The organism is Arthrobacter sp. 2RAF22 (assembly GCF_052115325.1).
Taxonomy (GTDB): domain Bacteria; phylum Actinomycetota; class Actinomycetes; order Actinomycetales; family Micrococcaceae; genus Arthrobacter.
Genome location: NZ_JBFRGL010000021.1, coordinates 39867 through 53134 on the forward strand (window position 1 = coordinate 39867; position 13268 = coordinate 53134).

Consider the following 13268-nt stretch of genomic DNA (forward strand, 5'->3'; position numbering starts at 1 on the left):
GAGGGAAAAGGCCCAAAGGTGAGCGAGCGCCGTGGGGAGGGCCAAAGAGGCGAGAACTCACGTCTCGATGCGTTGCCTATCCCCGCACAGCCTCGTCCACTGCCGCCAGCAGGGAGTTGAACCGCGGGTTCGCGTCAAGGTCATCGATCAGCACCGCGCGGCCGTGGTCGTCGGCCAGCGGTACTTGCCAATTGGGGTAGACCTCCGACGTCGTTCCCGGTTGGTTCTGCACACGCCGCTCCCCCACGGCATCCACCAACGCAACGCCGAGCAGGACCGATGGCGCGAGGGCCAGCAAGCGATGGAGCGCCTCAATGACCTGTTCCTCGCCAAGCACCTTTCCGTCGGCCGGCAGCAGGCCGCGTTCCCGCAGCAACCCCATCATCTTGTCCAGGCTGGCCTCGTGCTCGGCCCGTTCCTCGGCCACACTCCGTTCAAGCAAACCCAGTTGGCTGCGGAGTTCCACGTGATCGCCGGCGAGGTACCCCGCAGTCGGCGGGAGGTCGTGGGTGTTGACGCTGGCGAGGGCCTGCGTTCGGTAGCGTTCGGGCGGGAGCGGCGAGTCGCCGTCGTACTCGAACCAGAGGATCGAGGTGCCCAGGATGCCGCGGGCGGCAAGGTAGTCCCGCACCCACGGCTCAAAGACGCCCAGGTCTTCGCCGATGACCACGGCACCCGCGCGATGCGCTTCCAAAGCGAGGATGCCGATGAGGGCCTCGTGGTCGTAGCGGACATAGGCGCCGTCGCGGGCCGAGTTGCCGGCGGGCACCCACCACAAGCGGAACAGCCCCAAGATGTGGTCCACGCGGATTCCACCGGCATGGCGAAGGACGGTGGAGAGCATCGCGCGCAAGGGCGCGTAGCCCGCCTCTGCCAAACGGACCGGGTGCCACGGCGGCTGGTTCCAGTCCTGGCCCAGCTGGTTGTACATGTCCGGCGGTGCGCCCACGCTGACGCCCGGTGCGAAGCTGCTGCGCAGGGTCCAGGCGTCCGCGCTGCTCAAGTCCGCCCCGACGGCGAGATCGTGCACTACTCCCAACCGCATGCCGGATCGCTTCGCCGCGACCTGGGCCGACTCGAGTTGCTCATCGCAGATCCACTGAAGCCAGCGGTGGAAAACGATCCGGTCGGCCAAAGCCTGGCGCATCGACTCGACCTTGGGCGAACCGAGGGTGGCCGCGGGGTCCTGCCAGAAGGGGTCGTCCGGCGACCGGTCTTCACGGATCGCGCACCAAAGGGCGAAATCGTCCAGGCCGGGGCCGGACTCGCGGCAGAACTCCTCAAAGGCCCGTTGCCGGGCCGGAGAGAGCTTGACCGTGTGAAGGAGTTCCAAGGCAGCGAGCTTCGCGGCAAAGATCTGGTCCCGGTCCAGCCGTTCGGCGTCCTTGTTGAGCGCGTGGACGTGGTCCAACAGCCGGTCCACCGTGGCGCGCTTGCGAGGCTTGACATATGCCAATTCGGGAATGGACTCGACCCGGATGTAGAGGGGGTTGAAGAATCGCCTGGTGGAGGGAGAGTACGGCGATGCTTGAATGGGAGGCACCGGATCTGCGGCATGCAGTGGGTTCACCAGGACGTAGTCGGCCCCGCGCGCGCCGGCCAACGATGCCAAATCGGCAAGGTCCGCGAAATCCCCGATACCCCATGAGCGCTTCGAGCGTACCGAGTACAGTTGCGTGGCGAGTCCCCAGCCCCGTCGTTCCTCAAGCCCTGCCGCCGTCTGCAACGTGGCTGGAACCACGGCGAGCGCCGCGGTGGCCGTCACGCCGTCGGACTCGGCCGTGAGCGAATGCCAGCCGAGCGGCAAACCGGCCGGAACCTCAAACGTTGCACGGCCTGTGGGCACTCCATCAACGTCGCGCGGCGGCGCCCAGTCCTCCTGTTGAACGGCGGCAAGTTCCGTTCCGTCCTCGAGCGAGATCGTCAGGCGGGCCGGCGAACCGTCGCGGACGTGGACGTGGACAGCCGCCGTCGTTCCTTCTTGGACGACGACGGCGGGCGGCAGCATCCGCCGCCACGGCGCCACTTCCGCGTCCGCAAGGGCCGCTTCGATCTGCTCGTCGGAATGGGCGGCGACCCCCAGGGCACCAAGCACCTGGATCAACGTGGTGGGCGAAACGTCGTGCTGCAGCCCATCCCAGCCATGGAACGACGTCCCGACGCCGTGAGCATCCGCGAGCCGGTGGAGCAGGTCCTCGTCAATGGCGGGGTTGGTAGCGGGTGGAATCGCCGTGGTGTCGGTGGCCTGCTGGATGGGAGTGTTGGTCATGTCCGCCTCGTCTGCGATGTGATTCGTCCGAAGGTGCATACCGCCCCGCGTGCAACTCAAGCGAGGCAACTGGTTCCGATTATTGCAGGGCCGTGGGGGCCGTCCCACTTATTCCGACAGCATGACGCCCCCAACCCGAAACCCTCTCTCACATCATCTGAGCGAGCGTCGGTCGAAACACCCGCATACGTGAGCGAGCGTCCGTCGAAACACCCGCATACGTGAGCGGGCGTCCGAAGTCCCGAACCCTCGCTCACAAACAACCACCAAAATCCGAACCCTCGCTCACATACGTATGGGCGCGGCGTGGTACATGATTGAGCCATGGACGCCATCGACGCGCTCAATGAAACCGCCTTCTGGCTGGAACGGGAACTCGCGGACAGCTTCAAGGTCCAGGCATTCCGCCGGGCTGCGGGCGTCATCGCCGGTCTGAGCCACGAGGAACTGACTGCCCGGCTCAAGGATGGCCGCCTCAAGCGGACCAAGGGAATCGGCAGCCGGACCTTCGAGGTGATCAGCCAGGCCCTGGGCGGCGCTGTTCCCGACTACCTTGAGAACCTCCGCCGTCGCGGCGCCGAACCTTTGGTCAACGGTGGACACGAGCTGAACGCCGAGCTCCGGGGCGATCTGCATAGCCACAGCAACTGGTCGGACGGCGGCTCGCCGATTGAGGTTATGGCCGACGCGGCTCGTATACTCGGCCGGGAATATATTGCATTAACCGATCACTCCCCCAACCTCACTATCGCCAACGGGCTCAGCCCCGAGCGCTTGATGGAGCAGCTCACCGTTGTGGATGGAATCAACGAACGGTACGGGCAAGAGTCGGGCTTTCGGCTATTGGCCGGCATCGAAGTGGACATCCTTGAAGACGGAGAGCTGGACCAGTCCGCGGAACTGCTGAGCCAACTGGACGTTGTAGTGGCCAGTGTCCACTCGAAGCTCAGGTCGGACAAACGGCCCATGACCCGGCGGATGCTCACTGCCATCGAAAACCCGCACACGAACGTCCTCGGGCACTGCACCGGCCGCTTGGTGAAGGGATCGCGAGGAACGCGACCCCCATCGGAGTTCGACGCCGAAGAGGTGTTCGCCTCGTGCGCGGAACACAGGGTCGCCGTCGAGATCAATTCGCGGCCCGAACGCCAGGACCCGCCGGACGAATTGATTCAAATTGCCCTCGATGCCGGCTGCCTCTTCAGCATCGACAGTGACGCACATGCCCCCGGCCAGCTCGACTTCCTGCAGTACGGTGCGGAGCGGGCGGAAGCCAACGGGGTACCCGCCGATCGCATCATCACGACGTGGCCGTTGGATCGCCTTCTGCAGTGGCTCCAGCCCGGCTAGCGGCGCCGCGCCGCCCGGAACCGCAGGGCCGCAACCACCCACACGACGGCGAACAGCCCAATCAGCACCAGCCCGGCGTCACCGAGGTCTATTTCGCCCAGCCACGTGGTGACCGGATCGCTCAGTCCAAAGGCCGCATTGAGGAAACCGCCCAGTGTGATGACCGAGATGAAGAGCGCCGAAAAGGCCGAGATACCGGTGATAATGGCGTTGAATCCAAGCTTGCGCTGGGGATCGTGGATGGCGGATTTGTACATCCGCATCATGGCCACACCGTTGATGGAATCGCAAAGGGTCATCGCCGCGGTGAAGGCCAGCGGCAGCGCCAGGAGGGCAAGAACAGACACGCCCGCGAGCGACGCCGCCGTCGTGAGCACCAGCAGCCCGATGGTGGTGGCGGTGTCGAATCCAAGCCCGAACAAGAACCCGATCACGTAGATGTTCCGCGGACGCTGGACCTTGGATAGCGGCTTGGCCAAGAGCCGCGCCATGAACCCTTTGGTTTCGAGGTCGTCGACGGCGATCGCGCCGCCGGCCTGGGCGGCGCGGTACAGCTGAATCGTACGGAGGAACGCCGACCCGTTGAAGATACCCATGGCCAGCAGGAACATCCCGGACACGCCGCTGCCGATCAGCCCCAGCACGAGGTGTCCGGTGGTGCCGTCCTCCATGAGCTGGCCCACAAGGCTGGCGCCCCCAACCACCATCACACCGGCCAGGATCACCACGGAGCTGTGGCCCAGGCTGAAGGCAAAGCCGACACTCACGGGGTCCTTGCGCTGTGCCACGAACTTTCGGGTGGAATTGTCGATCGCCGCGATGTGGTCCCGTCGTAACTGTGCTTGATACCGGCCACATAAGAGGATCCGTCGATTGGTCAGGGTCTGCGGTTTGGTCTGGTGTCCCAGCGGTGGGTGGTCCAGGCTTCGCGGATGATTCTGCGGATGACGATGATGCTGTTGGCTAATCCGATCAGCGCGTTGATCACGGCGGTGCGTCGTTCGGTCCGGCGTCCAGGTGCACCGTGATGGTGGCGGGCAGGTGGAACCCGAACCGGCACAGCTTTTCCAGGGTTGGTCGCAGCAGTGGTGAGTCGTGCCGGTTCGCCGGGGCCACCACGACACCGAGCGGGATGCCTTTCCCGTCTACCAGGACGGAGCGTTTGGTACCTTGTTTTCCGCGGTCCACCGGGGACCGGCCCGCGGCCTCGCCGCCGCAGGGGGCCTTTACCAGGCACCCGTCCACGGCGAGGTCCTCGAACTCGATCCCCACTATGCGGTCGTAGGCCTGAAGGCAGATCTGTTCGAGGTCCTCGAAGACGCCCGCGGCGATCCACTCGTCGCGCCGGCGCCGGATCGTGGTGGCCGAACAGGTGGTGTCGGCGATTTTCTCGTAGGCTGCACCGAGCACCAGGACCTGGACGAGTTTCCCGAAGACGATGTGATCCGGGATCCGTGGCCGGTGGCACCCCAGCGGGTGCTCGCGGCGTATGGGTGGGATCAGGGCCTCGAATTGGGCCCAGAGCGGTTTCATGACGGATGATGGGAGGGCAGGCACGAACTTCCTGAGCTAAACGCGTTTCTAGACAATCCGTGTTTAACAGGATTCGTGCCTGCTTTGTCCATTAATGACGTGCCCCCGCTGCTTAATGACGCACACCGACCCGCCACCAAACGGCGGAACCTCTAAGGCGAGTTCCGCAAGTGACGTCATCAGTACTTCCTGAGATTCAGCGGGGCCCTGCCGAACCAGCGTCCGCGCAGAAGGCCTGTACATGCACCGAGCAATCGATTCAGTTCCTCGGTGCTGTTCGAGAGGGACCGCAGGACCAGGCCCGTCGTGCCTGCAAGGGTTCGGCTCAACGACAAGCCCGAGTACGCCTCGTACCCCGCCGTCAGCCGGTGCAGTTCATCGGCGAGCGCCTGGTCAAGCCGCGGATCCACCACAACGAGCGAACCCAGGTGGCTGTACCCCTCCATGAAGCCCATTCCGGTCACATCCCCCAGGGGTGGCCGGATCAGGAGGTTGTCGAGCGCAAGCAGCACGGCGCCGTCGTCGCCCTCCACCTGGATCTCGTTCCGGAGCCGGAGTTCCCGGTACTTGAAGGAAGCGCCGTCCGGGGACCAGCCCGGAGTGATGACTTCCGCCATGATGAGGCTCGACGTCGGATGCACACTGATGTGCGTATCCTGCCGATAGCTGGCCTCCCGGTAGGCGATGAGCTGGTCGGGCGCCAACTCCAGTTCCGCCCCCTCCCCCAGCCGGATGGTCATCCGCTGCTCAGCAAACGATCCCGGAGTCCGATAGATCTTCGTGGCCGACTGAGTGGTCAAAAGCAGCGAAGCCCCAGCCTCGACCTCCACATCCACAACATAGAGATCCGCCCCCAAATACGCCCCGCCCGGATTGACCATGACATAACAAACCTGCCCGCTCTCATCCAAGTAATGCGGTCTCAAAACCCGCAAGGCACCCTGATGAAACTGCTGCACGGCCACGGACCGCTGACCACGAAGGGCGACCCGCAGGCTGAGCTCCCCGCGAGGCGAGCTTGCAGAAGAGGCGGCGAAGCCGGATTTGGGGGCCGCGGCGTGGTGGGCACCGCGATGGGCCCACTGCCGCGAGGGCCCCGACTCGAGCTTGCGAGAGTTGGGGGCGGCTGGGGACGGGCACGGCCCCAAATCCGGCGGAGCCGCCGGAGGTGACCCGTCCGCCGACGAGAGCTCAGCCGCCGTCGCCGTCGTGCTCATGACGCCAGGTCGAGCATCAGGACATCGTGCCGCATCCATGCGATGACCTTGTCCAGCCCTTCGTCGGTCTTCAGGTTGGTGAAGCAGAAGGGCTTGTCGCCGCGGAATTCCTTGGAGTCCCGTTCCATGACGGACAGGTCTGCGCCGACGAATGGGGCGAGGTCGGTCTTGTTGATGATGAACAGGTCCGACTTGATCATGCCTTGGCCGGCTTTGCGGGGGATTTTCTCGCCCTGGGCGACGTCGATGATGTAGATCGAGAAGTCCACGAGTTCGGGGCTGAACGTGGCGGAGAGGTTGTCGCCGCCGGATTCGACGAAGATGACCTGCAGGTCGGGGTGGCGTCTCTTGAGTTCCTCGATGGCCGCCGTGTTCATGGAGGTGTCTTCGCGGATGGCGGTGTGCGGGCAGCCGCCGGTTTCGACGCCGAAGATGCGGTCTTCGGGAAGGATGCCGTTGGCCGCGAGGATTTTGGCGTCTTCGATCGTGTAGATGTCGTTGGTGATGGCGGCCATGGAGATTTCCCGGCTCATGTGGCGGGTCAGGCGCTCAACGAGCTGCGTTTTGCCGGCACCTACCGGGCCGCCGATACCGATCTTGATGGGTTCAGACATGTGTCCTCCTATGGTTCTAGCTCATGAACATGCGTGCACGTTGCCATTCGTGCCGCATCTGCGAAATTTCCAGGCCGGGGCTGACGGCTCCGAAGTCGTCCCAGCCGAGGTGCCGGACATGTTCGACGGCGGCAGCGACGTCGTCGTGCGCTTTGCGCAGCAGCCGCTGCCCGGAGTTCTGGCCGAGAGGGATGGCGCGCACGGCGTTCTGGGTCAGCGAGGTGACCGCCGCGAAAAGGTACGCGGCCAGCGCTTCTTCGAACGGCACGCCCAGCGAGCGCGCGACGACGGCGAACGCCAGCGGCTGATGGCCGGCGGCCCCGCCGGTGGTCACCATAGCCCGATAAGCTTCCAGCTCGGCCGAGGGAAAGACTTCGCTCCCGATCTCGATCAGCCGCCCGCCCATTTTGGTACTCGCCTCCCGCAACTGCCGAGGCAAGAGCTGAGCACTCAAATGAGCATCCAACTCCCCCAAATCCACCCCTTCATAAAGGAACCGGATGGCCAGCCCATCGGAATAAGTCAACTGCTGCCCCACAAACGCAGACAGCCAAACCCCAAAACTCCCCTCATCAGCCACGACCCCACGGTCGATGTACGTCTCAAACCCCAAAGAATGAGCAAACGCCCCGGTAGGAAGAGCGGAGTCGCACAACTGCTGGAGGGCGAGCTGATAGGAGCTCACTGCTGCCCCCCGAAGGTGACGTGGACGGCGTAGGTGGGTGATAGGGGCCGCGGCGTGGCGGGCACCGCGGAGCGGGCACGGCCCCTATCACCCACCGGAGGCTTGCCTACCGGGTTAACCGCAGCCGAAGCAGGCTCAGTGCGTGTGTTCAGCATGGCGGAAAGGCACCGGCATTACGCGTTCCTGGCGGTCATAAGGCACGCCGACGTGTTTGAGGTAGTCCTCGACCGTGTGGTCGTACTGGCACACCATGACTTCGGCCCCGTATTCGGAGTCGCCGTCGAAGAACTGGGCCTGCAGGTGCCTGTTGCCGAGGGAGTGCGCCACTACGCCCATTTCGTAGATGCTGCGCGCGGCGATGACCAGGACGTCGCTCGGCAGCACGGAGACCACGATGAGGTTCGCCTCCTCGACGGCGAGGATGTCGCCGTCGCGCAGGTCCCCGGTTCCGGCGGGGAGGCGGATGCCGAGCTCCTTCCCGTGGTCCGTGGTGACGCGTTGGATGCGTTTGACCAGCTGGGCGCTCGGCAGCACGACCTTCTCCTTGTGGAGTTTGGCCAGCGCCGCGGCCTCGGCCTGCGGCAGTTCGTGCAGGTTGCCGAGGATCTTTTCGATGATCATGTGGTTCTCCTCCCGGCGATCTAGAAAAGGAAGTAGCGCTGGGCCATGGGCAGCACGTCGGAAGGCTCACAGGTGACGTCCTCGCCGTCGACCGTCACTTTGTAGGTTTCGGGGTCGACGGCGATATCGGGAGTTTCGCCGTTGAACTTGAGGTCCGCCTTGCGCAAGTTCCGGATACCGGAGACCGCCCGGATGACGCGTTCAAGGCCAAGCTCTTCCGGAACGCCGGCGTCGATGGCCGCCTTGGACAGGAAGGTAATGGACGACTGCTGCAGCGCTTTGCCGTGGGTGGCGAACATCGGGCGCATGGTACGTGGCTGCGGTGTGGGGATGGAGCCGTTGGAATCGCCCATGAGCGCGTAGGCGATCTGCCCGCCTTTGAGGACCAGTTCAGGCTTCACACCGAAGAAGGCCGGATTCCAGAGGACGAGGTCGGCGAACTTTCCCACTTCCACGGAGCCGATGGAGTCTGCCATTCCCTGCGCGATCGCGGGGTTGATGGTGTATTTGGAGATGTAGCGCTTGATCCGGAAGTTGTCGCTCTCCGCGCCCAAGCCGTTCGGAGCGCCGTGGCTTGCACCTGACGCATCCTTGAGGACGCCCCGCTGCCGCTTCATGGCGTCGGCCACTTGCCAGGTGCGGATGACCACTTCGCCCACGCGGCCCATGGCCTGGGAATCCGATGAGGTCATGGAGAAGATGCCCAAGTCCTGGAGCACGTCTTCGGCGGCGATGGTTTCGGCCCGGATGCGGGAATCAGCGAACGCCACGTCTTCCGGGATGTCCGGGTTGAGGTGGTGGCACACCATGAGCATGTCCAGGTGCTCTTCGATGGTGTTGCGCGTGTACGGGAGCGTGGGGTTGGTGGATGCCGGGAGCACGTTGGGCAATCCGGCGATCTTGATGATGTCCGGAGCGTGGCCGCCGCCGGCGCCTTCGGTGTGGAAGGTGTGGATCACTCGGCCGTCGATGGCCTTGATGGTGTCCTCCACGAATCCGCACTCGTTGAGGGTGTCCGTGTGGATGGCTACCTGTACGTCGTATTCGTCGGCTACGCGCAGCGACATGTCGATCGAAGATGTCGTGGCGCCCCAGTCCTCGTGGACTTTGAGGCCCACTGCTCCTGCGCGGATCTGTTCGGCGAGCGGCTCGATGGCGGACGCGTGGCCCTTGCCGAAGAGGCCTATATTGATCGGCAGTCCTTCCGCGGCTTGCAGCATCCGCGAAATGTGCCATTTGCCGGGCGTGATGGTGGTGGCCTTGGTACCTTCGGCTGGTCCCGTGCCACCGCCGACCATAGTGGTGATGCCGCTGCACAGGGCCGTGGGGACTTGGTCCGGGGAAATGTAGTGGATGTGGGTGTCGACGCCGCCTGCAGTGAGGATCTTGCCTTCCCCGGCGATCATCTCAGTACTGGCCCCGATCACGATGTCCACGCCGTCGGCGATCTGGGGGTTGCCGGCCTTGCCGATCTTGAAGATGTGGCCGTCTTTGAGCGCCACATCGGCCTTGTAGATTCCGGTGTAGTCGAGGACCACGACGTTCGAAATGACGGTGTCCGGGACGTCCTCATCCCGGGTCACTTGGCCGTTCTGCCCCATGCCGTCGCGGACCACTTTGCCTCCGCCGAACATGACCTCTTCGCCGTAGACCGTGTAGTCCTTCTCGATCTCAAGGAAAAGTTCGGTGTCCGCCAAGCGGATGGAGTCGCCAGTCGTCGGGCCGTAAAGGTCTGCGTACTGCTTGCGCGAAATTTCGAAGCTCACTGGGCTGTCCCTTCTGTGCTGGCACCGGGCCGGTCGGTGTAAGCGGCAGCGCCGCCGTCGTTCTTTCCGGCGTCGGCGTCAAGGGGACCGTTGACGGCGTTCCGCAGGCCGTAGACTTCGCGGCGTCCCGCAAGTGCAATGAGTTTGACGGTCTTGGAATCGCCGGGTTCGAAGCGCGCAGCCGTTCCGGCAGGGATGTCCAGCCGGCGGCCGAAAGCGGCTTCGCGGTCAAAATCGAGCGCGGGATTCGACTCGGCAAAGTGGTAATGCGAGCCCACCTGGACCGGGCGGTCGCCACGGTTGACGACGTCGACGGCGATTGCCTCGCGTCCGCTGTTGCAGGCGATGGGCTCTGCTTGGAGACGGTACTCACCGGGAATCATGTTGGCCTCCTAGCGGATCGGGTCGTGGACGGTGACGAGCTTGGTGCCGTCGGGGAAAGTGGCCTCGATCTGGACGTCATGGATCATCTCTGGCACGCCCTCCATCACGTCTTCACGGCGAAGCAAGGTGGTCCCGTAGCTCATGAGTTCTGCGACGGTTTTGCCGTCACGGGCGCCCTCGATCAGTTCGTAGCTGATGACGGCCACGGCTTCGGGAAAGTTGAGCTTCAAGCCACGGGATTGCCGACGGCGGGCGAGGTCGGCCGCGACCACGATCATGAGCTTTTCCTGCTCACGGGGCAAAAGATGCATCGGTTCTCCTTAAAAGTTCTGTGCTGCAGAAGCGGACATCAGATCACTCGAGGCTCAGATAAGCCGAGGACGTCGGGGCAGCTACTACGGTTATAACGCCAAACATCAGACATATCCAGTTGGACCATTCACCGCCCCTCCCGAACGAATTGTGACCAGCCTAAAGCCTTTAAGTTTCCGCCGGATTTCCGTGATCCCGCGGCATCAAGCCTTCTTGGCGCGGTGCTTCCTGACCTGCCAGACAAGCACAATCGCCACCACAATGACTGCCACCACGGCCGCTGCCCCCCGGCCCACCACACGGGCCACTTCTTCGTACGAATTTCCGGCCACAAAGCCGAGCGTCACGAACAAGGACCCCCAGATAATGCCGCCGCTGAAATTCCAGAACGCGAAGCGCCGGTAGGGCATGCGGCTGAGTCCGGCGAGCGCAGGCATCACGGCACGGAAGAAGGCGGTAAACCTGCCCAGGAGCACCGCGACGCCGCCTTTGTCCTTGAGGAAGTCTTCGGCCCTCTGCAATTGGGCGCGTCTCTTGTCCAGGATTTTCAAGGCCATCACCCGCGGACCGAAGTGTTTGCCTATTTCGTAACCCACGGTGTCCCCCGTGATCGCGGCCGTGACCACAATGGCGATCATGGCCCACAATTCGAAGAGCCCGCGGCTCGAAATCACCCCGCCGACCACTGCCGCCGTTTCACCGGGGATCACAAAGCCCACAAAAATTGCATCCTCAGCGAACACGAGGGCGAAAACGATGCACGCGATCACAAGCGGGCTGGTATTCAGGAGTCCGTCCAAAAGCGCTTGCATGAAGAACAGTCTGGCAGTTGGAGGCCCACTTGGGCAGGAGGCGTTAGATCCGGCTGCCATTGCTCGTTTCGTGTGGCCCCGTCAAGAATGGTGAGTGTGAACGACAGCTTCGCTGATGTGACTTCCCGAGTGTGGCACGCAATCGGCGCCGATGATGCGGATTGGCCGGCCACTCAGCTAACGACAACAGGGCCGCGGGCCGTTCTCCCGGCCGTTTTCGACGTGACAGGACTGGCGACGGGGGCGGTTGTGGTCGCGACAGTGGCCGCTGAGCAGTTCCTCGCAGCCCGCCGCCAGTCAGGGCCGCGAGCGGTGACGGTAGACAGCCGGGAGTCCTGCGCCGCGTTCGCCTCCGAGCGGCTGTTCACCCCGATCGGCTGGACCCGGCCGCCACTGTGGGACCCCATCGCCGGGAACTATCGCACGGGGGACGCGTGGATCAGGCTGCACACCAACTACGCCAGCCACCGCGCCGCCGTCGAGCGGGTGCTTGGCGCCCATGACCGCGAAACAGTTCAGGCCGCAGTGGCTGGGTTGCCCGCCGAAGAATTGGAGACGGCCATCGTGGAGGCGGGCGGATGCGCCGCCGTCATGCGCAACCGCGGGCAATGGCTCGCCTCGGCTCCGGGGATGGCGACGGCGGACACGCCGCCGCTGACCGTCGTCGAACGCCGTTCAACCGGCGCCGGCCCACCGGACACTGTCGGCGAAATGCCCTTCCACGGGGTGCGTGTGCTCGACCTGACGCGGGTGATCGCAGGACCCGTGTGCACCAAGTTCCTCGCCGGTTATGGTGCCGACGTGCTGCGGATCGATCCGCCGGGCTTTGAAGAGGTGCCGTCGCTGCTGCCTGAGACGACGCTGGGCAAACGAACCGCCGCTTTGGATCTCGCTGCCCCGACCGACCGCGCGATATTCGAGGAACTGCTCGCGGGCGCCGATGTGCTCGTGTCGGGACTGCGGCCCGACGCCCTGAAACGCCTGGGCTACGACGACGGGTCCCTGATCGCCATGAACCCCGGCCTGATCATCGCCAGCTTGGACGCCTACGGCTGGGATGGTCCCTGGCGCAATCGGCGCGGGTTCGACAGCCTGGTCCAGATGAGCTGCGGAATCGCCGACGCCGGAGCCACCGCCAGGGGCCAAGCGGAGCCCACCCCGCTTCCCGTCCAGGCCCTCGACCACGCGACCGGCTGGCTATTGGCCGCGGCCGTCGCCCGTGCCCTGACCCGGCGCCTTAGCCACTCGGTGACGGCCCGCATCCAGGGCTCACTCATCGGTACGGCCAATTTGCTGTACTCGCTGACCCCGCCGACTGATCACCTGTCCGTAGCTGCACCGAATGACTTCACCTTGGTGGAAACCAGCACCGACTGGGGACCGGCGCGACGCGTGCCACTTCCGGGGCGAATCGACGGCGTCGCCGCGCATTGGTCGCAGCAAGCCGGACCGCTCGGCCGTCACCCGGCCGCGTGGGCCACGCCGTAGTTTCGCCTGGCACAAGTAAACCCCCGGAACCGTGCGGTTCCGGGGGTTTTGGGTGGGCCCTGTGGGGATCGAACCCACGACCCACGGATTAAAAGTCCGATGCTCTACCAACTGAGCTAAAGGCCCCTGCCGACTGTAGAAACAGCCATAAATACTGTACCTCAAGCTCAAGGCCGTTTTGACACGCTCGGCCCCCGAGCGGTCGTGACCTCTTTTG

At 64.4% G+C, this 13268-nt stretch carries 11 protein-coding genes, 1 tRNA gene and 2 pseudogenes; 2 read left to right on the plus strand and 12 right to left on the minus strand.

Annotated elements, in window-relative coordinates; genetic code table 11:
• Positions 1 to 76: 76 nt before the first annotated feature.
• Positions 77 to 2269 (minus strand): 4-alpha-glucanotransferase, encoded by a 2193-nt coding sequence (gene malQ / locus AB4068_RS14765; protein WP_441433751.1) that lies wholly within the window; start codon positions 2267 to 2269, stop codon positions 77 to 79.
• 324 nt (positions 2270 to 2593) lie between these two features.
• Between malQ and AB4068_RS14770 the strand changes: the two genes are divergently transcribed.
• On the plus strand, positions 2594 to 3619 hold the full coding sequence (locus AB4068_RS14770; protein WP_441433752.1) for a PHP domain-containing protein: 1026 nt from the start codon (positions 2594 to 2596) through the stop codon (positions 3617 to 3619).
• Here the strand turns inward: AB4068_RS14770 and AB4068_RS14775 are convergent.
• From AB4068_RS14775 to AB4068_RS14820, 10 genes and pseudogenes are all read right to left on the minus strand, one after another.
• Positions 3616 to 4484 (minus strand): annotated as a pseudogene (locus AB4068_RS14775) (HoxN/HupN/NixA family nickel/cobalt transporter); the annotation flags it as partial. The gene AB4068_RS14770 and the pseudogene AB4068_RS14775 overlap by 4 nt on opposite strands.
• A 12-nt stretch (positions 4485 to 4496) precedes the next feature.
• A pseudogene (locus AB4068_RS14780) lies at positions 4497 to 5176 on the minus strand (IS5 family transposase).
• A gap of 155 nt (positions 5177 to 5331) precedes the next feature.
• Positions 5332 to 6147, minus strand: a complete 816-nt coding sequence (locus AB4068_RS14785; protein WP_441433767.1) for an urease accessory protein UreD — start codon at positions 6145 to 6147, stop codon at positions 5332 to 5334.
• 218 nt (positions 6148 to 6365) lie between these two features.
• Complete coding sequence (ureG, locus tag AB4068_RS14790; RefSeq protein ID WP_441433753.1) at positions 6366 to 6983, minus strand: urease accessory protein UreG; 618 nt, start codon at positions 6981 to 6983, stop codon at positions 6366 to 6368.
• 16 nt (positions 6984 to 6999) lie between these two features.
• On the minus strand, positions 7000 to 7668 hold the full coding sequence (locus AB4068_RS14795; RefSeq protein WP_441433754.1) for an urease accessory protein UreF: 669 nt from the start codon (positions 7666 to 7668) through the stop codon (positions 7000 to 7002).
• Between the two features lie 135 nt (positions 7669 to 7803).
• A complete protein-coding gene (ureE, locus tag AB4068_RS14800; RefSeq protein ID WP_307053820.1) occupies positions 7804 to 8289 on the minus strand; it encodes an urease accessory protein UreE in 486 nt (161 codons plus the stop codon).
• Between the two features lie 20 nt (positions 8290 to 8309).
• Complete coding sequence (gene ureC / locus AB4068_RS14805; RefSeq protein ID WP_332602622.1) at positions 8310 to 10055, minus strand: urease subunit alpha; 1746 nt, start codon at positions 10053 to 10055, stop codon at positions 8310 to 8312.
• On the minus strand, positions 10052 to 10438 hold the full coding sequence (locus AB4068_RS14810) for an urease subunit beta (RefSeq protein WP_307053818.1): 387 nt from the start codon (positions 10436 to 10438) through the stop codon (positions 10052 to 10054). Before AB4068_RS14810 ends, ureC begins: the two co-directional genes overlap by 4 nt.
• 9 nt (positions 10439 to 10447) lie before the next feature.
• Positions 10448 to 10750 carry an urease subunit gamma gene (locus AB4068_RS14815; protein ID WP_284990846.1) on the minus strand — a complete coding sequence of 101 codons (303 nt, stop codon included), beginning with the start codon at positions 10748 to 10750 and terminating at the stop codon, positions 10448 to 10450.
• A 204-nt stretch (positions 10751 to 10954) separates the two neighbouring features.
• On the minus strand, positions 10955 to 11563 hold the full coding sequence (locus AB4068_RS14820; protein ID WP_059388356.1) for a DedA family protein: 609 nt from the start codon (positions 11561 to 11563) through the stop codon (positions 10955 to 10957).
• Between the two features lie 96 nt (positions 11564 to 11659).
• On the opposite strand from AB4068_RS14820, the gene AB4068_RS14825 reads away from it, so the two are divergent.
• Positions 11660 to 13051 (plus strand): CoA transferase, encoded by a 1392-nt coding sequence (locus AB4068_RS14825; protein ID WP_441433755.1) that lies wholly within the window; start codon positions 11660 to 11662, stop codon positions 13049 to 13051.
• Between the two features lie 53 nt (positions 13052 to 13104).
• On the opposite strand, the gene AB4068_RS14830 is transcribed toward AB4068_RS14825, so the two are convergent.
• Positions 13105 to 13177 (minus strand) — tRNA-Lys (locus AB4068_RS14830).
• Positions 13178 to 13268: the final 91 nt, after the last annotated feature.